23 protein-coding genes and 1 pseudogene are annotated in these 19,822 nt (G+C 64.5%); all 24 read left to right on the top strand.

Annotated features, from left to right (window positions below):
* Window positions 1-204, top strand: a 204-nt coding sequence (locus tag G454_RS0112150; protein ID WP_027718847.1) for a FliG C-terminal domain-containing protein, incomplete at its 5' end; no start/stop codon positions are given.
* The gene (locus tag G454_RS19005) at window positions 188-943 is read left to right on the top strand and encodes a FliH/SctL family protein (RefSeq protein ID WP_051276348.1); all 756 of its coding nucleotides are present in this window, start codon (window positions 188-190) and stop codon (window positions 941-943) included. The genes G454_RS0112150 and G454_RS19005, both read left to right, overlap by 17 nt.
* 46 nt (window positions 944-989) lie before the next feature.
* On the top strand, window positions 990-2,294 hold the full coding sequence (gene fliI / locus G454_RS0112140) for a flagellar protein export ATPase FliI (protein WP_211230084.1): 1,305 nt from the start codon (window positions 990-992) through the stop codon (window positions 2,292-2,294).
* A gap of 18 nt (window positions 2,295-2,312) precedes the next feature.
* A complete protein-coding gene (gene fliJ / locus G454_RS0112135; protein WP_169719357.1) occupies window positions 2,313-2,762 on the top strand; it encodes a flagellar export protein FliJ in 450 nt (149 codons plus the stop codon).
* Entirely contained in the window at window positions 2,759-4,300 is a 1,542-nt protein-coding gene (locus G454_RS0112130) for an S-layer homology domain-containing protein (protein WP_027718844.1), read from the top strand. Before fliJ ends, G454_RS0112130 begins: the two co-directional genes overlap by 4 nt.
* 951 nt (window positions 4,301-5,251) lie before the next feature.
* Window positions 5,252-5,755, top strand: a complete 504-nt coding sequence (locus G454_RS21820) for a flagellar hook-length control protein FliK (RefSeq protein WP_027718843.1) — start codon at window positions 5,252-5,254, stop codon at window positions 5,753-5,755.
* Between the two features lie 12 nt (window positions 5,756-5,767).
* Window positions 5,768-6,169: a flagellar hook assembly protein FlgD gene (locus G454_RS19000; protein ID WP_051276346.1), complete on the top strand. Its 402-nt coding sequence runs from the start codon at window positions 5,768-5,770 to the stop codon at window positions 6,167-6,169.
* A 16-nt stretch (window positions 6,170-6,185) separates the two neighbouring features.
* The gene (locus G454_RS0112115; RefSeq protein WP_027718842.1) at window positions 6,186-7,019 is read left to right on the top strand and encodes a flagellar hook-basal body complex protein; all 834 of its coding nucleotides are present in this window, start codon (window positions 6,186-6,188) and stop codon (window positions 7,017-7,019) included.
* Window positions 7,020-7,081: 62 nt separating this feature from the next.
* Window positions 7,082-7,573 (top strand): flagellar basal body-associated FliL family protein, encoded by a 492-nt coding sequence (locus G454_RS0112110; RefSeq protein WP_027718841.1) that lies wholly within the window; start codon window positions 7,082-7,084, stop codon window positions 7,571-7,573.
* A 22-nt stretch (window positions 7,574-7,595) separates the two neighbouring features.
* Window positions 7,596-7,979, top strand: coding sequence for a flagellar motor switch protein FliN (gene fliN, locus G454_RS0112105; protein WP_027718840.1), 384 nt, complete (start codon window positions 7,596-7,598; stop codon window positions 7,977-7,979).
* Window positions 7,972-8,370, top strand: a complete 399-nt coding sequence (fliO, locus tag G454_RS18995) for a flagellar biosynthetic protein FliO (protein ID WP_051276344.1) — start codon at window positions 7,972-7,974, stop codon at window positions 8,368-8,370. The genes fliN and fliO overlap by 8 nt, the downstream gene beginning before the upstream one ends.
* Entirely contained in the window at window positions 8,345-9,136 is a 792-nt protein-coding gene (gene fliP, locus G454_RS0112095) for a flagellar type III secretion system pore protein FliP (RefSeq protein ID WP_027718839.1), read from the top strand. Before fliO ends, fliP begins: the two co-directional genes overlap by 26 nt.
* A 24-nt stretch (window positions 9,137-9,160) precedes the next feature.
* Window positions 9,161-9,430, top strand: a complete 270-nt coding sequence (gene fliQ / locus G454_RS0112090) for a flagellar biosynthesis protein FliQ (protein WP_027718838.1) — start codon at window positions 9,161-9,163, stop codon at window positions 9,428-9,430.
* 36 nt (window positions 9,431-9,466) lie between these two features.
* Window positions 9,467-10,231, top strand: coding sequence for a flagellar biosynthetic protein FliR (gene fliR / locus G454_RS0112085; protein ID WP_027718837.1), 765 nt, complete (start codon window positions 9,467-9,469; stop codon window positions 10,229-10,231).
* Window positions 10,232-11,296, top strand: a complete 1,065-nt coding sequence (gene flhB / locus G454_RS0112080; protein WP_027718836.1) for a flagellar biosynthesis protein FlhB — start codon at window positions 10,232-10,234, stop codon at window positions 11,294-11,296.
* 30 nt (window positions 11,297-11,326) lie between these two features.
* Window positions 11,327-13,399 (top strand): flagellar biosynthesis protein FlhA, encoded by a 2,073-nt coding sequence (gene flhA / locus G454_RS0112075; RefSeq protein ID WP_027718835.1) that lies wholly within the window; start codon window positions 11,327-11,329, stop codon window positions 13,397-13,399.
* Window positions 13,396-14,565 (top strand): flagellar biosynthesis protein FlhF, encoded by a 1,170-nt coding sequence (locus G454_RS20510; RefSeq protein ID WP_051276342.1) that lies wholly within the window; start codon window positions 13,396-13,398, stop codon window positions 14,563-14,565. The genes flhA and G454_RS20510 overlap by 4 nt, the downstream gene beginning before the upstream one ends.
* Window positions 14,546-15,418, top strand: a complete 873-nt coding sequence (locus G454_RS0112065; RefSeq protein WP_027718834.1) for a nucleotide-binding protein — start codon at window positions 14,546-14,548, stop codon at window positions 15,416-15,418. The genes G454_RS20510 and G454_RS0112065 overlap by 20 nt, the downstream gene beginning before the upstream one ends.
* A gap of 17 nt (window positions 15,419-15,435) precedes the next feature.
* A complete protein-coding gene (locus tag G454_RS0112060) occupies window positions 15,436-16,080 on the top strand; it encodes a flagellar brake protein (protein WP_027718833.1) in 645 nt (214 codons plus the stop codon).
* Between the two features lie 12 nt (window positions 16,081-16,092).
* On the top strand, window positions 16,093-16,863 hold the full coding sequence (locus G454_RS0112055) for a sigma-70 family RNA polymerase sigma factor (RefSeq protein WP_027718832.1): 771 nt from the start codon (window positions 16,093-16,095) through the stop codon (window positions 16,861-16,863).
* Window positions 16,863-17,633 carry a flagellar hook-basal body protein gene (locus G454_RS0112050; protein ID WP_027718831.1) on the top strand — a complete coding sequence of 257 codons (771 nt, stop codon included), beginning with the start codon at window positions 16,863-16,865 and terminating at the stop codon, window positions 17,631-17,633. The genes G454_RS0112055 and G454_RS0112050 overlap by 1 nt, the downstream gene beginning before the upstream one ends.
* Before the next feature lie 3 nt (window positions 17,634-17,636).
* Window positions 17,637-18,398, top strand: coding sequence for a flagellar hook-basal body protein (locus tag G454_RS0112045; protein ID WP_027718830.1), 762 nt, complete (start codon window positions 17,637-17,639; stop codon window positions 18,396-18,398).
* Between the two features lie 78 nt (window positions 18,399-18,476).
* The gene (locus tag G454_RS0112040) at window positions 18,477-19,157 is read left to right on the top strand and encodes an IS607 family transposase (RefSeq protein ID WP_027718829.1); all 681 of its coding nucleotides are present in this window, start codon (window positions 18,477-18,479) and stop codon (window positions 19,155-19,157) included.
* A pseudogene (locus G454_RS0112035) lies at window positions 19,084-19,822 on the top strand (hypothetical protein); the annotation flags it as partial. The gene G454_RS0112040 and the pseudogene G454_RS0112035, both read left to right, overlap by 74 nt.

Below are 19,822 nucleotides of genomic sequence, written 5' to 3'. Positions count from 1 at the left end.
AGCGAGGAAGTCAACGAGCGCATCTTCAAGAATATGTCCAAGCGTGCGGCGGAGATGCTGCGGGAGGAAATCCAGTACATGGGCCCGGTGCGCCTACGGGACGTGGAGGAGGCGCAGCAGCGTATCGTGCAGATCATCCGCCGCCTAGACGAGGCCGGGGAGATCATCATTGCCCGGGGTGGAGAGGATGCCATCCTTATATAGGGTATATAGGGTCATCAGGCGCTGTGAGGCCGCGGGCGGCGAACCCGTCTTCCTGGTTCCCCGCTACGAGTTCCCGCCCCTGCCTAAGGACGCCGGCGGAGAGCCTGCGGAAAGAGAGGCCGCGGAAAGCGCCGCCGCCAGGGAGGCTGAGGAGATCCTGGCCAGGGCCAGGGAAGAGGCGGCGGCCATCCTGGAGGCGGCGAGGCGCGAGGCGGCAGAACTGGCCCGGAAGGCCCTGGAGGAGGCCCGCGAGGAGGGGCGCAGCCAGGGCTACCGGGAAGGCTACGCGGAGGCAATGGCCAGGGTCCAGGAAGAGGCGGAGGCTTTGCGGGAGGAAGCCCGGCATGTGCTTCGCCAGGCCGAAGAGCTGCGCCGGGCCACCCTGGCTTCCCTGGAGGGAGAAATCCTCGCCCTGGCCAGGGAGATGGCGGAAAAGATCGTCGCCGCCCAGCTGAGCGTGGACCCGGATCTGGTGCTGCACATCGTGCGGGAGGCCCTGGAGGCCGCCCGGGGGCGGGGCCAGGTGGTGGTTTACGTGAGCCCAGAGCAGAAAGCAGCGGTGGAGGCCAGGAGGGAGGAAATAAGGCTCTCCCTGCCGCCCGGCACGGTGCTGCACGTTATAGGCGATCCGGCGTTAAAGGTGGGGGAATGCCGCGTGGAGACGCCGGACGGCTCCGTGGACGCCACCTTGGACGCCCGCTGGCGGGCCCTGCGGGAGGCCCTGGGTGAGGCGGTGTAGGAAGGAGTTGCCCTTTGCCGTGAAGGTTGCTGCTGCCAAACCGGATCTGGAAAAGTGGCGCCGCCGCGTGCGGGAGGCCAGGCTCCTGCGGCCCACGGGTAAGGTGGTGCGGGTCATCGGCCTCACGGTGGAGGTGCGGGGCATTGCCGCCCGCATCGGGGAGATCTGCCACGTGCACGTGCCGGGCGAATCCCCGGTGGTGGCCGAGGTGGTGGGCTTCCGCGAAGACGTCACCCTGCTCATGCCCCTGGGCGAGCTGAGGGGCATTTACCCCGGCTGCACCGTGGTCCCCCAGGGGCGCGGCCTGGAGGTGGCCGTGGGCGATCACCTGCTGGGCAGGGTGCTGGACGGATTGGGCCGCCCCATGGACAACGGCGGTGCCGCTGCCGAAACGGCGCCCCCGGGAGTGCACTTCGTGCCGGTGGACAGGCCCCCGCCCAACCCCCTCTCGCGGCAGCGCATCTCCGAGGTCTTTGCCACGGGCATCAAGGCCATTGACGCCTTCCTCACCTGCGGGCGCGGCCAGCGCCTGGGAGTTTTTGCCGGGAGCGGCGTGGGCAAGAGCACGCTTTTAGGCATGGTGGCCCGCTACGCCGGCGCCGACCTCAACGTCATCGCCCTGGTGGGGGAGCGGGGCCGGGAAGTGCGGGACTTCATCGAAGGGGACCTGGGGGAGGAAGGCCTTGCCCGCTCGGTGGTGGTGGCCGCCACATCCGACCAGCCGGCCCTGGTGCGCCTGAAGGCGGCCTTTGTGGCCAGCGCCATTGCCGAATACTTCCGGGACCGGGGCAGGCACGTGCTGCTGCTCATGGACTCGGTCACGCGCTTTGCCATGGCCCAGCGGGAGGTGGGCCTGGCCATCGGCGAGCCGCCGGCCACCCGCGGCTATACCCCTTCGGTGTTTGCCCTCCTGCCGCGCCTTTTGGAGCGCGCGGGCACGGGCCCGCAGGGCTCCATCACTGCCTTTTACACCGTGCTCGTGGAGGGCGACGACCTGAACGAGCCCATCACCGACGCCGTGCGGGGCATCCTGGACGGGCACATCGTGCTCTCCCGCGACCTGGCGGCCAAGAACCACTACCCGGCCATCGACGTGCTGCAGAGCGTCAGCCGCCTCATGCCGGAAATAACGGGCGCGGAGCATCAGGCGCAGGCCGCCCGCCTGCGGGACCTCCTGGCCACCTACCGCCAGGCGGAGGATCTCATCAACGTCGGCGCCTACGCCCGCGGCTCCAATCCCCAGATCGACGCCGCCGTGGACGCCTACCCGCGCATCATGGGCTTCCTGCGCCAGCACATGCGCGAGAAAAGCACCTTTGAGGAAACCATGGCCGCATTCTTCAGCCTTTAAGAAGGGGTGATGCGCTCCTTGCGCCGCTTTTCTTTCCGCCTCCAACCGGTGCTTAAGCTCCGCGAAAAGCGGGAGGAGGAGGCCCTCACGGCCCTCGCCAGGGCGCAGAGCGAGTTCTACCGGCAGCTGGAGGAGATGGAGAGGATCTCGTCCCTGATGGAGGAAAGCCTGGAGGCCGCACCGCGCGGGACCCTCTCCCCGGAGGAACTTTTCCACCTGGCCGTGTGGCGCCAGCACCTGGACAGCGCGCGCGAGACCAGAGAGGAAGAGGTGGCCAGGGCCAGGGAAAGGCTGGCCGCCTGCCGCGAGCGGGCCGAGGCGGCCCGCCGGGAGAAGCTGGTGCTGGAAAGGCTCAGAGAGAAGCAACTGCGCGCCCACCTCCGGGAAGAAGCCCGCGCCGCGCAAAAAGAGCTGGACGAAAAGGGGATACAGGCAGTATGGCGGAGGAAAGGAGGATTCCCCGGGTGAGGCGCCTGAGGAAAAAAGCGTTCTTGCTGCTGGCAGTTATGCTGGCGCTCTTGTTGCCTGTACAAGCTGCCCTCGCCGCGCCTCTGGAGATCGGCAAGGTAACCGTAAACGGTGTAGAAGTACAGGAGGGCCAGGAAATAATAGCCAACAGCAATTACGTTGCCGTTACCGGGGAAGTTTATTCCCCCGAAGGAAAGCCTACGGTAAAGGTGGGAAGCGTTACCTGTGCCGTTGGCAGTGTAAGGGACGCCGTGTATTACGATTTTTCTCTTCCGTACCTCTTAAAAGCAGGCAAAAACAGTATCACTATCACCGCCTCCGCCGGCAAGGCCAAAGACAGCTATAGGTTTAGCGTCAACTATCAGGCACTGCCCCTGAAAGATGCTAAATATATTGTGCCCCAGCTCCCAACCGGGGGGAAAATCGAGGCCTTCAACCGCGCCCTTGCCCTAAAGTATCCCAAAAACACCATCCTTTTAGATCCCCAGGGAAAGCCGGCAGTAAATATAACCATTACCTTTACTGTCTACGGAGACCCTGACGAAGCTCCACCAGACTTTACCCCGGCGGGGCCGGTATTTTGCCTCTCCACCTCCCAGGAGGTCTACCTCTCCCAGCAGGGCCAGCTTTCCCTGGCCTTTGACCCGGGTATTAACGCCGCTGTCGCCGACCAGCTCACCGTCTGGTACAGCCCGGATCTAGACTGGGACGACAACGATAACTTAAACCTGGGCGGCCTTACCGACGCCCGCAGCAAGACGGTCACCATCCCCTTTCAGTTCAGGGACAAAGAAGGATACTACGCCGTCTTCCTCGGCCAAAAGGTCTTTAAGGAGCTAAGCGACAGCAAATTTTCCAAGTTACGTTCTCCCCTGCTGACCCTCTGGGCCAAGGGCATAGTGGAACCGGTAACGGTGGGGAACAGTACGAATACCCATAAAAAAGGTTATTTTGGCCTGGTTAATGATTCAAATACGGAAAAGCCCATTACCCGTCTGGAATTTACCACCATGCTGGTCAAGGGCCTAGGGCTTCCCTTGTCAACCAAGCCGGTTTCGGTTTTTAAAGACGTGTATGATAATCTGAGCGCCGCAGGAATATATGCACAGGCGTATAATGGTAATGAAAACGATTATGATGCAAACTCCACCTACTATAAACCGAGCGTGCGAACCTACATAGAGACGGCGATCCAAAAGGGTCTAGTTAGCGGGTACATCAATGATGAGGGAGAGCTGGTGTTTGGGCCTAGCGACCTGCTTGACCGCACCGAGGCAGCAGTCATCCTGGCCAAGGCGGCAAACCTGAAAATTACGGCGAATGGAGAAAAGGCCAAAGAGTCTTTAAAGAAAGCCTTCAAGGATTACCAATATATTCCATCTTGTGCCGCCCCTTATGTACAGGCTGCTTACAAAGCGAAGTTAATTGAGGGAAGAGAGGGAACAGACGGGTTTTATTTTGCGCCAACAGAAAACCTCTTTAGAGCCGAAGCCGTTGCGGCCATTTACCGCCTGCTTAAATCCCTGAAGAAAATATAACCTGAGATTAAAGGAGGTGAAAATATTTCCCGGGTTGTTTTACCATCCCTTACGTATGAGCCCCTTTTTAGTGAACCCCTGGGTTCCCTAGGGCTTCCCGGTCTCACCGGACCACAGGCAAAGGTTGGGGGTGGGGTTGGGGAGGCGGGCTCTTTTGAAGACCTGCTCCTACAGCTCCTCGGGGCACTCACGGCAGGCCTGCCCCCCTCCATATCCCCGGCATCCCCGGCGGAAAATCTCCCTTCAGACGAAAAGTGGGCGGCGGGAGAAGGGGCTCCATTACCGGGCCTTTTGACGGCGCCCGCCCCGGTACCGGAAATGTCTCCCCAGGCTGCCGCCTGGAGCCCGGAAGGCGGCATGGCGGCGGGTGCTGTGCCTGCGGCTCCGGAAACGGCGGGGGAAAAATTTGCGGGAGCGTCTGCGGTACAGGATCCCGCCGGTACGGAGGCATACGGTCTTCAGGAGGAAGCTTTTTCTCCAGAGAAACTTGTACTGGCGGAAGGCAGCAGGGCGCCGGTTGAAGGCCCTAAGGGTGGGATTCCGGCCGGTGGAGCCCCAGATACCGTAGCTCGTACGAGAGAGGTAGGCGGTTCGCAGGAAGGTGCCGGCGGGATAAACAGGGCATCCTTTCAGCAGGCAGGGGGGGCAGGTGCGGAAAATGACGCCTCTTTACGGCTTCAAAACGAATTGATTTCACCCCATCCATGGCAGCCGCAGGGCAGGGAACGTGTGCCCTTGCCCGGGTCCGCCGGTAAACCCGGAGCAGGCAATTTTACCTCTTCCTTGACGCATGAGGCAAGGGACCATCAACTCCTACTGCCCACGGAAAATACACTTTCAAGGTTAGCTCAAGGGGGCGGCGGAAAAGCCGAGCTTCCCGAGGCCTTCCCGGCCCGCTCTGGCACAGGCGAGGCGCAGGCTTCCCCCGGTAATGTTTCCGGCGGCCCGGCAGTGCAGAACCTCTTTGAGGGCGGGCGGCCTGCCGGTGCACCGGCCACGCGGGAAGCTTCAGGGGAGCTTTTGCAGGGCCGGCTTGAAGCCGTGGCCGGTTTTCTTAGGGATATTTTTCTCAGGCACTTAAGCGAAGGAGTCACCGTGCTGCGCCTCGGGCTTAGCCCGCCCCGCCTGGGGGAAATAACCCTGCGCCTCCAGTACCAGAAATCCAAGGGGTCGCTGGCCGTGGAATTATATGCTTCCAGCGAGGCCACGGGAAGGCTTCTCAGCGCCAGCATCCCCTACCTGCAGGAGCAGCTGGCGCAGCATAACCTCAAGTTAGAAAGTTTCACCATCACGGTGGGCCAGGAAGGCTCCACGTCGCACGCCGGGGAAGGCGGCGGGGGAGGCATCGGCGGGCGACCTTCTCATGCACCGCCGGTTTCGGGCGGCTCCGGGGCCGGACAGGGAGGTCCGGAAAGCCCCAGTACCACAAGCCTCCTGGTAGACCGGCTGGTTTAGGGGGTGAGATCCATGGCGGTAAGTGCCGTGAGCGGCACCACGGCAGGGCAGGGCGGTACGCGCACAGCGCCGGCCAACCAGCTGGACAAGCAGGTGTTCTTTCAGCTCCTCGTTGCCCAGCTGAAAAACCAGGACCCCCTGAAACCCTGGGACGGCGAGCAGTTCGTCACCCAGCTGGTTCAGTTCACCATCCTGGAGCAGTTATTGGCCATGAACAAGCTGCTGGAGGAGAGCCTGCAGGCCGCGGAGCTTTCCCGAGGAGCGGCTTTAATCGGGCACCGCGTGAAAATCGACACAGGACAGGGGGAACTCGTGGAGGGAACCGTAGAAAAGGTGAGCCTGGCCAACGGCAAGGTGTACCTGCACGTGGGCGGCAAGGTTTATGAGCTTTCGCAGCTGGTAGAAGTCGCTTGAGAGGGGGTTTTCGGGGATGATCAGGTCACTTTACTCGGCGGTTTCGGGACTGCGCAACCACCAGATCCGCATGGACGTAATAGCCAACAACGTGGCCAACGTGAACACCACCGGCTTTAAGAGCAGCCGGGCCAACTTCCAAGACGTACTGAGCCAGACCCTGCGGGCGGCAGGCGACGCCGGGGATGCTTTCGGAGCCACCAACCCTGCTCAGGTGGGGTTGGGCATGTCCCTGGCGGGTATCTCCATGAACTTCGCCCAGGGAGCGTTGCAGAATACGGGGCGCACGCTGGATGTGGCCATCCAGGGGAACGGTTTCTTTATAATCAAGAAATCAACCGATGAAGAAATGCATTATGTTACCCGTGAGGGAGTGTTTTTTATCGATAACGCAGGCTACCTGGTAAATTCCAACGGGTACTTTGTCTGCAAAGAGGATGGGGACGTAATCCAGGTGGCCAGCGACCCTGCTACTATAGAATCCATTGCCATTACCGACACCGGAAAAATTATTGTTAATGGAAGCGAAGTTGCAACCATCGGCCTCGCCTTTTTCCCTAACCCGGAGGGTCTGGAAAAGGTGGGCCAGAACCTCTACCGGGCCACACCTGCTTCCGGGGGTTACGATCCATACGCCGGTGTTTCAAGCGAGAACATTAATATTGCTGGCACAGCCGATACCCCTCTCGCCAACACCCGCCTGGCCTCCGGCTATTTGGAGATGTCCAACGTGGACCTGAGCGAGGAGTTTACCAACATGATCACCACCCAGCGGGGGTACCAGGCCAACGCGCGGGTGATTACCGTCTCGGACACCCTTTTAGAGGAACTGGTCAACCTGAAGCGCTAGCGGGGTGAGGCGGCGCAGCCCGTAGCGTGACCCTGTAGCATAACTCCAAGGAAGGTTTCGTGATGCCGGCCAGAAAAACGGGAAACGCCAAGAACAACAGCGAAGAGAAGAAAAAGGGCGGGGGCCGCTTCCTGCTGGTGATCGTCCTGGCGGTGCTGCTGGGCGGGGGGCTAGCCTTTGGAGCGCTGCGCTTTACCGGTGTGCTCGGCAAGGGGGCGGAGGCCCAGGCCAAGCAGGCCAAGCACGCCACCGAGGTCCTGGACCTGGGCAGCAAGGTGATCAACCTGGCCGGCGACGGCGGCCCCGGCCACTACCTGCGCGTGCAGGTGGTGCTGGAGTACAAAAAGGATAAAAAGCTGGCCGAGGAGATCAAGGCCAGGCAGCCCCAGATCACGGAAGCGGTGCTGACCATCCTGCGCTCCAAGAAGGTGGAAGAGGTCCTGCCGGTGCAAAACCAGGAGGCCCTCAAGAAACAGATCCTCGAGCAAATCAACAAGATTATCGGTGAGGGCAAGGTAGAGCAGGTGTACTTCACCGATTTCCTGGTGCAGTAGTACGCGGGACGGGCGGTGGGCCATGATCACGGAAAAAGAGATCCAGGAAATCATCGGGCGCCTGCAGGGTCGCCGGCCGGTGGTCAAGAAGGTGAACTTTCCCGACCTGAAGCCGCCGGAAGGCCTGGAGCGCTTCCGGGTCCCCCTGGAATACCTGGGGGACGTGCCGGTAAACGTCACCGTGGAGCTGGGGAGCACCACGCTGAAGCTGCGGGAAGTGCTGCAGCTGGCCGAGGGCTCGGTGGTGGAGCTGGACCGCCCGGCGGGGGACCTGGTGGACGTGCTGGTGGGGGACCAGCTCTTTGCCCGGGGCGAGGTGGTGGTCCTGGGCAGTAACTTCGGCGTGCGCATCGAGAGCATCCGCGAGGCGCACAAAAAGCGGCAGGCGGGGACGGGCAATGGGTGACAGGGAGTTTTTCCTGGCCCTCCTGCGTCTGGCCGTCGCCCTGCCGCTGGTGGCCGGCCTGGCCTACCTGGCCGTGCGCTTCGGCCTGGGCCGGCGGGTGCTGGCCGGGCGCGGTCGCTACATGCGCATCGTGGAGCAGCTGCCCCTGGGGCCCAAGGCCTGCCTCACCCTGGTGCAGGTGGGCCGCCGCTACTACCTGCTGGCCCACCAGGAAAACGCCCTGGCGCTGCTGCGGGAGCTTGAGGAGTTGCCCGAACCCCTTCCCCAGGGCGGGGCGGCGGCCCGCCCCTTTCGCGAAGAGCTCGCCGCGGCCCTCCTGCGCCTGAAAGCCAAGCCGCAAAATTTGCCGCAGGACGTAGGTGAAGATGAAGGCAAAAGAAAGCGCACGTAGCAGCAGGCGCCCGGCCAAGAAAATTGCCTGCGCCGCAATTGTAGCGGCGGCCATGGTTCTGCTCGCGCCCGGCGGCGCCCTCTGGGCGCAGCCACTGCCGGGCATCGAGCTGCGCTTAAACCCCGGTGCGGGGCCGGCCCAGGTGGTAGATACGGTAAAGCTCCTCGTGCTGCTGACCCTGCTGGCCCTGGCCCCGGCCCTCCTGGTCATGGTGACCAGCTTCACCCGCCTGGTGGTGGTGCTTTCCATCCTGCGGGGGGCGCTCGGCGTGCAGCAGGCCCCGCCGAACCAGGTGATCATTGGCCTGGCCCTCTTCCTCACGGCTTTCATCATGACCCCCACCTTTCAGGAAATCAACCGCCAGGCGCTGCAGCCCTATCTAAACAACCAGCTGACCCAGGAGCAATTTTTGGAAGCGGCGGCCAAGCCGCTCAAGGAGTTTATGCTGCGGCAGACCAGGGAAAAGGACCTGGCCCTCTTCGTGGGCCTGGCCAAGCTGCCCCAGCCGCGCAACGCCGGCGACCTGCCCCTCACGGTGGTCATCCCGGCCTTTGTCATTAGCGAGCTGAAGACGGCCTTTGAGATGGGCTTTCTGCTGTATGTGCCCTTTCTGGTTATTGACATGGTGGTGGCCAGCGCCCTCATGTCCATGGGTATGTTCATGCTGCCGCCGGTGATGATCTCGCTGCCCTTCAAGCTCCTGCTCTTCGTCATGGTGGACGGCTGGTACCTGGTGGTCAAATCCCTGGTGGAAAGCTTCCGCTAACCGGTTAACGAAAGGGGTGCCGCCATGACCGACACGGCAGCCATTCAGGTGGCCCGGGAGGCCATCATGATGATCGTCGTCCTCTCCCTGCCCGTGCTGGCAGCCTCGCTGCTGGTGGGACTGGTCATCAGCGTCCTCCAGGCCACCACCCAGGTGCAGGAGCAGTCGCTCACCTTCGTGCCCAAAATCCTGGCCGTCTTCCTCGTGCTGTTTATTTTTGCCCCCTGGATGGTGCGGCTGATGGTGAACTACACCACCCGCCTCATCAACCGGCTGCCGGGCCTTTTGGGCTGAGGCGACAGCAAGCCCTCCGGCAAAGGAGACGCCGCCGTGCTCAACTACGACCTTGCCGCCGCCTTTCTGCTGGTCTTTGCCCGCACAGGAGCCTTTTTAAGCGCCGGGCCGCTCTTTTTCTTCCCGCTGCCCCGGCCCTGGAAGGCCGGCGCGGCCCTGGTGCTCTCCCTGGTCCTTTTCCCGGTGGTGCCCCAGCCGGCGCCGCCGCTTGCCGGGGGCCTCTGGGGCTTCGGCCTGCTCTTAGCCAAGGAAGTGGCTGCGGGGCTGGCCCTGGGTTTCGTGGCCGGGCTCCCGCTGCAGGCCCTGGCGCTGGCCGGCCAGATCATGGACATCCAGATGGGCTTCTTCATGTCCGGTGTGTTTGACCCCTCCATGGGCCACCAGGTAACCATAAACTCCCGCTTTCTCTACCTCCTGGGGCTGGTGCTTTTCCTCATCCTCGACGGCCACCACGTGCTCATTGCCGCCCTGGCCAGGAGCTTCGAGGTGGTGCCCCTCGGGGGGGTGACCTTTGGCGGGGACGCGGCCCTGGCGGCCATCAGGATGTTTGCCCAGGTCGTCTCTTTAGGCCTGCAGCTGGCCGCCCCGGTGGTGGCGGTGGTGCTCATCACGGACATCTGCCTGGGGCTTTTGGGGCGCACCGCCCCGGAGATGAACGTCTTCATGCTGGGCTTCCCCCTGAAGGTGGGCCTGGGCATTCTCGTGCTGGGCGTCATGGTGCCCCTTTTGGGGGTGGCCTTCCGGGCCCTCCTGGAGATGGTGGAGCGCGACCTCCAGATCATCATGAGGGGGCTGGCTTAATTGGCCCACCCCGCGCAGAGCAAAACCGAAGCTCCTACGCCGCGAAGGCTGCAGGAAGCCCGCCGGCGGGGCCAGGTGCCCAAGAGCCGGGACTTCACCGCCGCCACCGTGCTCCTGGCCGCAGTGCTGCTGGCCTACCTGCTGCGGGGTCCCGCCCTGGCCGCCTGGGAGAGGCAGTTTACCTGGTACTTCACCCACTGTTTCTTTTTCGGCCTGGTCCCGGAGCACCTCCCCCGCGTGCTTTACGAAGTGGGGAAAGGAGCCCTGTGGATGAGCCTGCCCTTCTTCCTCCTGCTGGTGGGCACGGCGGCGGCAGTGAACCTGGCGCAGTCCGGCTTCGTCTTTGCCCCCGAGGTAATCCGCCCCAATTTGGAGCGGTTAAACCCGTTAAACGGCTTTGCGCGCATTTTCAGCCTGCGCACCCTGGTGGAGCTGGCCAAGAGCCTCATAAAAATTGCCGTGGTGGGGGCGGTCAGCTACGCGGTGGTTAAAGCCCACGTGGGGAAGCTGCTCCTGGTCTTCCAGGCGGCACCCCAGGCGGCTTTTCAGGCCGTAAGCGGCGCGGTGCTGGCGGTGATGCTGGCCGCCGGGGGCGCTTTTTGGGCCCTCTCGCTCCTCGACCTCCTGTACCAGCGCTGGGAATACTTCCGTAATTTGCGCATGACCAGGCAGGAGCTCAAGGACGAGCTGAAGCAGACCGAGGGTGACCCCCTGGTCAAGTCCTGGCAGCGGCGCCGCCAGCGGCAGATCCTCTTAAACCGCATCCGCCAGGAGGTGCCCCGGGCCACGGTGGTCATCACCAACCCCGTGCACCTGGCGGTGGCCCTCCGCTACGACGAGGCTACCATGTCCGCCCCGCAGGTTACGGCCAAGGGGGCGGGGGACCTCGCCAGGCACATACAGGAGCTGGCCGCCCGGCACAACGTTCCAGTGGTCTACAACCCCGAGGTGGCGCGCTTCCTTTACTATAAGGTAGAAATTGGCCAGGAAATCCCGCCGGAACTCTACCAGGCCGTGGCCCAGATCCTGGCCGTGATTTACCGCCTGAAGGGGAAGGCCGTATAGCGGGGGAGTAATAAGAGGAGGTGGCCGGCTTTGCCCGCACCTGCAGCCCTGAAAAACCAGCTCAGCCGCCAAGCGGACCTGCTCATTGCCGGGCTTTTGGTGGGCATCGTCCTGCTCATCATCATCCCCATGCCCCCGCGGGCGCTGGACTTCCTCCTGGCCCTGAGCATCACCTCGGGCCTGGTCATCCTGCTGGTGACCATGTTCACCACCGATCCCCTGCAGTTTTCCGTTTTCCCCGCCCTCTTGCTGGTAACCACCCTCTACCGCCTGGCCTTAAACATCTCCTCCACCCGGCTCATCCTGGGCCAGGCGTACGCCGGCAACGTCATCGACGCCTTCGGGCATTTTGTGGCCGGGGGCAACTATGTGGTGGGCTTTATCGTCTTCATCATCATCACCGTCATCCAGTTTGCCGTCATTACCAGCGGGGCCGGGCGTGTGGCCGAGGTGGCCGCCCGCTTTACCTTAGATGCCATGCCGGGGAAACAGATGAGCATCGACGCGGAGTTCAACGCCGGGCTCATTACCGAGGCCGAAGCCCGGGAGAGGCGCAAGAGATTACAGCAGGAGGCCGACTTTTACGGGGCCATGGACGGCGCCAGCAAGTTCGTGCGGGGGGACGCCATAGCCGGCATCATCATCACCCTCATCAACATCGTCGGGGGTCTGGCCGTCGGAACACTGCAGAGGGGCATGCCGGTGGCGGAGGCCCTGCGCACCTACACCGTGCTGACCATCGGCGACGGCCTGGTGGCCCAGGTGCCTTCAGTGCTCATTTCCACCGCCGCCGGCATCCTGGTCACCCGCGCCACCTCGGACTACAGCTTCGGCCTGGACCTCTCCCGCCAGTTCACCAGCTTTCCCCGCGTGCTTTACGTGGCGGCAGGCATCCTCTTCGTGCTGGGCTGCATACCGGCCATGCCCAACATCCTCTTTTTGAGCCTGGCCGGGATAAGCTTCTGGGCCGGGCACAGCCTGGTCCGGCAGAAAGAGAGGGAAGAGGCCAAAGCGGTGGAGGCCCGCGCCAGGAGGCAGGCCGAGCAGGCTCGCCGGGAGCCGGAAAACGTGGCCACCTACTTCCAGGTGGACCCGCTGCAAATAGAGCTCGGCTACAACCTCATCCAGCTGGCCGACGAGGCCCAGGGGGGGGACCTCCTGCCGCGCCTGGCCGCCATGCGCCGCCAGTGCGCCCTGGAGCTGGGTATTTACGTGCGGCCTATCCGCGTTCGCGACAACCTCCAGCTCCCCCCTAACGCCTACGTCTTCAGGCTGCGGGGGGAACAGGCCGCCTCCGGCGAGTTACTACCCGGCTACTACCTGGCCATGGACCCCACCGGACAGTTCACGGACGTCAAGGGCATCCCCACCACCGAGCCCACCTTCGGCCTGCCCGCCTGGTGGGTGCCGCCGGGCGAACGCGAGCGCCTGGAGATGGCCGGGCTGACGGTGGTGGACCCCTCCACGGTCCTGGTCACCCACCTCACGGAGTTCATCAAGGCCCACGCCCACGAGCTTTTGGGCCGCCAGGAAACCAAGGAGCTCATTGAGGCAATTAAAGAAAAGGACCCGGCGGTGGTGGAGGAGCTGGTGCCTAATTTGCTGACCCTGGGCGAAGTGCAAAAGGTACTGCAGAACCTCCTGCGGGAGAGGGTGCCCTTAAGGGACCTGGTAACCGTGCTGGAGGCCCTGGCCGACGGCGCCCGCATCAGCCGCGACCCCGACTTCCTCACCGAGCACGCGCGGAGCGCCCTGGCCCGCACCATCAGCCGCCTCTACCTGACGCCGGAAAAGAAGCTGGCGGTAATCACCCTGCACCCGCGCCTGGAGCAGGCCGTGGCCGACTCTGTGCAGCAGACCCAGGTGGGGGCCTACCCGGTGCTGGAACCCGGCCTGGCCAAGAGGATCGTCGAAAGGCTGCGGGAGCAGGCCGAGAAAATGAGCATGCGGGGCCTCGCCCCGGTGGTGCTGTGCTCGCCCCGCATAAGGCTCCCCTTCCGGCGGCTGATTGAGCGCAGCCTGCCGGCGGTGGCGGTCATCTCCCTAAACGAAGTGATGCACGGCGTGGAAATAGAGGTCATGGGGACGGTGAGCGTGGAGTGAAAATAAAGAAATACGTGGTGCGGGAAATGCACGAGGCCCTGCGGCTGATCCGCGAGGAGATGGGGCCGGACGCGGTAATCATCAACAGCTACCGCCTGCCCAGGAGGCACATCCTGGACTTCTTCCGCCCCCCGCAGCTGGAGGTGACGGCAGCCGTGGACGAGCTGCCGCCGCCCCCCCCGGCGAGGGCCCTGCCGGGCGGCCAGGGGGCGGGCGGCGGGGAGCCTGACGCCGAGGCGGGCGCGCGCCGGCTGCCGGAGGTGCGGCGCACCCGCGCGCTGCCGCCGGAAGCGGCCCCGCTCCCGGCGGTGGGCAGCATGGCCGCACCCTTTTCCATAATCTTTCGCGAACGGGAGGAAGCCGCCATGGAAGGGGACATAGTAGCCAAGTGGCGCTCGCATCTCTTGCGCCTGGAGGTGGCGGGCGAGGTGGTGGAGGACCTCCTGCGGGGCCTGGAGGAAGCGGCAGAGAGGGGAGAGGAATTCCTGCGCCTGGCCTTGAAGGAAAGGGTGGCCGCGCTGGCGGGCGAGTTTTATGCCGGGGAAAACGGCGCGGGGCAGGTTTTCGCCTTCCTGGGGCCCACCGGGTCGGGCAAGACCACCACCCTGGCCAAGCTGGCCACTTGGCAGGCCGTCTTTGAGCAAAAAAAGGTGGCCCTTGTCACCGTCTACAGCCACCGCTTTGGCACCGTGGAGGAAATCAGGTTTTACGGCCAGATGATCGACGTGCCGGTGGAAGTGGTCATGACCCCCGCGGAGCTGGCCAAGGCCCTGGAGGCCCACCGGGACAAAGACGCCGTCTTCGTAGACACCGAGGGCATTTCCTGGCGCAATGCCGCCCAGCTGCTGCGGCTTAAAGGCTTCGTGGACGCCCTGCCCCGCGAGTGCCGCACCTTCCTGGTGCTCAGCGCCACCACGCGCATGCGGGACCTCCTGGGAGCGGCCCGCGAGTTCGGGAGGGTGGGCTTTACCCACCTCATCCTCACCAAGCTGGACGAAACCGACGCCTGGGGCAACGCTTTAAACCTTGTGCTGCAGACGCGCCGCCCCCTGGCCTACATCACCAACGGGCAGAACATCCCCGACGACATCTCCGCGGTGACGCCGCGGCGGCTCGCCTCCCTGCTCCTCGAAGAGGGAGAGCGGCATGCGCATCCCGGGGTCTAGCTTCACCGGGGAGCCCCGCAGCCGCCCGCTGCCCGGTGCGGGGAGTGCGGCCCGGGTGCTGGCCGTGACCAGCGGCAAGGGGGGTGTGGGGAAGACAAACCTGGCCGTAAACCTGGCCCTGGCCCTGGCCGACCTGGGGCAGCGGGTCATCGTGGTGGACGCCGACCTGGGCCTGGCCAACGTGGAGGTCCTCCTGGGCATCAGCCCGCCGCGCACCCTCTATGACTGCCTTTACCGCGACCGGGACATCCGGGAGGTGCTTTTGCCCGCCCCCGGGGGCATCCAGATCATTGCCGGGGGAGCGGGGTTCCTGGACATGGCCTTTTTGGACCGGGAGCGCTGGCAGAAGCTCTTGGACGCCCTGCCGCAGCTGGACAACCTGGCCGATTTCGTCCTCCTGGACACGGGGGCCGGCCTCTCCAAAAACGTGCTCTTTTTCCTGGCCGCCGCCGGCGAGGTGGTGGTGGTCGTCACGCCCGAGCCCACCTCCCTCACCGACGGCTACAGCCTCATCAAGGTGCTGGACCGCCTGCAGGCCCACCGGGAGGTGCTGCTGGTGGTCAACCGCGCCGGCAGCGAGCGCGAGGCTGCGGCCACCGCCCGGCGCCTGGAGGCGGTGGCGGGGAAGTTCTTGCGCCTCCCGCTCACCTACCTCGGCTACATACCCGACGACGGCGAAGTGGCGCGGGCGGTGAAGGAGCAGCGGCCCTTTTACCTGGCCAACCCCCAGTCCAGGCCCTCCCGCAGCGTGGCCGGCCTCGCCCGCCGCCTGCTGGGCCAGGAGGCGGGGGACTTGCCGGAAAAGGGCGTGCGGGGCTTTGTGGCCCGCCTGGCCAGGCTGCTGGGGCGCTAGAATGGGAGGTTTGCCTTTTGGTTCTGGACCGCCTGCAGATCAACCAGAAAATACAGGTCGCCCGCCTGGGCGAGAGGGACTGGTACGCCTCCGTGGTGCAGGACATCACGGAAAGGGAACTCCACATATCCCTGCCCCGGCTGCGGGGAAACCTCCTCGTGCTCAACCCCGGCGACGAGGTGGAGGTGCGCTTTTTTGACGAGAGCGCCAGCTTCCTCTTCCCCGCCCGCTGCGTGGGGCGCCGCCTGGAGAGCATACCCCTCTACCGCCTGGTGCCCGCGGGGGAGGCGCGACGCATCCAGCAGCGCCAGTATGTGCGCTTAAAGTGCCTCCTGGAGGTTCACTACGCCCTGCCCCCGGAAGGCAGCCGCCGCCCCCGCTACCGCAGGGCGTACTCCGTGGACATCAGCGGCGGCGGCATGCTTTTGGCCACGGAGGAAGAGCTGCCCGTAGGGCAGGTGCTGCTGCTGGAGTTCAACCTCCCTTTAAGGGAGGGGACGCGCAAGATGGAGCTAAAGGGGCGGGTGGTGCGCTCCTTCAAAGACGAAGAGTCCGGCAAGCCCCGGGCCGCGCTGCAGTTTGAAGAGATCACCGTCGCGCAGCAGGACCTCATCGTGCGCTACATCTTCCAGTGCATGGCCGAGCAGGCCCGCCTGCGTTAGGATGTTGAGGCCATGGAGGACAGGGAAAAGCTCTGGCAGGAGTACAAGAGGACCAGGGACCCCCGGGTGCGCCAGCAGCTCATCCTCTCGTACCTCTGGCTGGTGAAGTACCTGGCCGGGCGGCTGGCCATCAGGCTGCCCACCTGCCTCGCCCCGGAGGACCTGGAAAGCTCCGGCATCTTCGGCCTCATCGAGGCCGTGGACAAGTACAACCCCGACCTGGGGGTGGACTTTGAAAGCTACGCCTACACCCGCGTGCGCGGGGCCATGCTGGACGAGGTGCGCCGCGCCAACTGGGTGCCCCGCACCCTCTGGCACAAGCTGCAGCGGCTGAAGATGGTGCGCGAGAAGCTGGAGGCGCAGCACCGCGAGAAGGCCCCGCCGGAGCTGGTGGCCCGGGAGATGGGCATCACCCCGGCGGAATTAAGCTACCTGGACGGGCAGTTCCAGCGACTCTTTACCCTTTCCCTGGACGAGACGGTGGCCACCGCCAACGGCGAGAGCATGCGGCTGGGGGATCTCCTGCCCGACGAGCACAGCCCCGATCCCCTGGACCGCCTGGCCCAGGAGGAGGACCAGGAGATGCTGGCGCGGGCCATTGCCTCCCTGCCGGAAAAGGACCAGCTGGTCCTGGCCCTCTACTACCAGGAAGGGCTCACCTTAAAGGAGATCGGCGCCGTCCTCAACGTCTCGGAGTCCAGGGTCTGCCAGCTGCACGGGCGCGCCATCCGCCGCCTGCGCGAAAAGCTCCGCGAGATGGAAAAAGGGGGAGGAACCGCCTGATGATACGCGGCATCTATACCGCCGCCTCCGGCCTGGGCGTCGCCCAGGCCCGGCTGGAAGTGCTGGCCAACAACCTGGCCAACGCCACCACACCGGGCTTCAAGGCCGACCGCCTCGTGCAGGAGCCCTTCTGGCCGCACCTCCTTGCCGCCAGGGAGGAGGGAGACTTTACCCGAGGGGCTCTCCCCTGGCGCCCCGTGGGCTATAGCTACCAGGGGGTCATGGTCCGGGAGGTGCGCACCGATTTTTCCCCGGGCCCCCTGAAGGAAACCGGGCGGCGCACGGACATCGCCCTGGGGCGCCCCGGCGCCTTCCTGGCGGTGGAGACGCCGCAGGGGGAGCGCTACACCAGGGACGGCAGCCTGGGAGTGGACGCCCAGGGATACCTGGTGGACTCCCGGGGCCACCGGGTCCTGGGGGAGGGCGGCTACCTGCAGGTAGGGAGCGGGGACTTTAAGATCAACCCCAACGGCGAGGTCTTTGCCGCCGACGGCCGCCCGGTGGGGCGCCTGCGCGTGGTGGAGTTTGCCGACCCGGCCCTCCTGGAAAAGGCCGGCGACGGCTACTTTGCCGCCCCGCCGGGAGAAGCGCAGCCCGCGGCCAACCCGGAAGTCCACCAGGGCTTCCTGGAGGGGTCCAACACCGACCCCGCGGCATCCGCGGTGGGCATCATGCAGGCCGTGCGCGCCTACGGGGCAAACCAGCGCCTCCTGCAGGCTCATGATCACCTGCTGGAGCTGGCCGTAAACCGCGTGGGGGAGGTGAGGTAAGAAATGCTGCGGGCCATTAGCACCGCCACCGCGGGCCTTTTGGCGCAGCAGGCCCGCGTGGACGCCGCCGCCCACAACCTGGCCAACGCCAACACGGAAGGCTACAAGGCCCAGGGTGTTGCCTTTGCCGACCTCCTCTACCAGCAGATGGGCAAAGAGGGCATACCCGCGCGGCGGGAGGGGGAAGCCACACCGCCGGCAGGGAGCGGGGCATACGTGGCCGCCACTCCCCGCGACTTTTCGCCCGGGCCCCTGGTGCAGACCGGGCGCCCCCTGGACGTGGCCGTCAGCGGGCCGGGCATGCTCCGGGTGAGCCTGCCCGACGGGCGGTACGCCTATACCCGGTGCGGCATCCTGGCCGTGGACGCCCGGGGGCGCCTGGTCACCCGGCAGGGCTACCCCCTGGACCCCCCGGTGAACCTCCCGCTGGATTTCCAGTCCCTGACCCTCAACTCCAACGGCCTGGTGACGATAACAACTAGTAACGGGCAGCAGGAGGCCGGGAGGATTGTGCTGTATTCCTTTGCCAACCCGTCTGGCCTTTTGGCCCTAGGAGAGAACCTGTTCCTGCCCACGGAGGCCAGCGGTGAGGCGGTTGCCGACGAAAACAGTACCCTGGTTCAGGGCTTCCTGGAAGCCTCCAACGTGGACCTGGCCGGGGAGATGGGCGGGCTGCTGGAGGCCCAGCGGGCCTACCAGCTGAACGCGCGGGTGATCCGGGCCGCCGACGAGATGTGGGAAATGGCCAACTCCTTACGCCGCTAAGGAGGTAGAAGCAGCTCTCTCGGTATTAACAATTAACAAACAAACCTATTGCTAAAAGACGCCACCTGATATAACTTAATATACACCATCAGGGAATTTGACGAGAAGCTTGGCGTGAGCATATCTACGCTCCGTGCGTGGGACCGAGAAGGTAAACTGGTTGCGCTGAGGACGCCCACCGGTAAGCGCAGGTACACCGAAGAGATGCTTTACCGTGCCTTGGGTCTGAAGAGGCGCGAAGAACCGCGGAAGGTTGTCCTGTACGCTCGGGTATCTTCGGCAGCTCAGAAGCCGGACCTGGAAAACCAGCTAATCTACCTGAAGGAGTTTGCCGCGGGCAGGGGGATAACGGTGGACGAAATCCTCACCGACGTGGGTTCCGCCCTCAACTACCGGCGCAAGAACTTCCTGAAGCTCTGCGGCATGGTCACGCGCGGGGAAGTCAAGACGGTGATCGTGGCCCACAAGGACCGCCTGGTGCGGTTCGGGTTCGAGTTTTTCGAAGAGCTTTTCGCCCGGTTCGGCTGTGAAATAGTAGTGGTCAACCGTGCGGAGGACGCATCTCCCGCGCAGGAGCTGGCCGAAGACCTGGTGAGCATCGTGCAGCACTTCGCGGCCAGGCTTTACGGCCAGCGGACGTACAGGGCGCGAAAGCTGGTAAAAAAGGTCAGGGAGGCGCTTGCGGATGCAGCGGACGGTGAGGCAGAAGAGCCTGCCGCTAAACAACGGAAAGTGGGCCAGGCTGGTCAAAACTGCTGAGGCTTACGTCCGCCAGAAGGATGCCTTCCTGGTGAAGTACGCCCACGTGAAGTACCTGCACTACCTGGGCGACAAGCGCGCCCTGCGGGACGAGCTGGTTTCCCGGGGTTTCACCAGCCCCTTCGGGCTACAGGCCCGCATGTGGAAGCTGGCCCTGGAAGACGCCCTCTTCACCCTGGAGAGGCAATGGGAGGCGGCCATAGAAACTGCAAGGGGCCTGGTTGCCCGCCACGAGGGGTTTACGGATGAGGAAAAGCACTATGCCTTCTGGCTGCTGTACAGGCCCCGGAAGGGTGGCCGCGACTGGAAACGCCTCCAGGCCATCTTCACCGGCGAGGATGTCACCGGTGAGCAGGTAAAGCTGGACGGAGCCGGGCGGCGCAGGGTGAAGAATTATTTGAGGCGCGTGCTCCGCCGCGTTCTCGGCAGGAGGCCCAGGGTGAAGAAGGCTCGCAGCTTCGTGGTGGACCGGCAGATGTACCGGGTGTTTTTCGCGGAGAAGCGGCAGTACATAGCGGTGTCCACTCTGACTCCCGGGGAGAGGGTGGTCATTCCTCTGGCGGGGGTGCACGCGGTGGAGGGGAACCTGCGAGTGGTGCTCCTGCCCGACGAGCGGGCGGTGGAGGTCCACATAAGCTTTGAGCCGGCAGTCTTTCCCGCCGGGG

The organism is Desulfovirgula thermocuniculi DSM 16036, from assembly GCF_000429345.1.
Taxonomy (GTDB): domain Bacteria; phylum Bacillota; class Desulfotomaculia; order Desulfotomaculales; family Desulfovirgulaceae; genus Desulfovirgula; species Desulfovirgula thermocuniculi.
The sequence above is the reverse complement of the archived record's forward strand: the minus strand, read 5'-3'. Positions and strand labels throughout refer to the sequence as shown.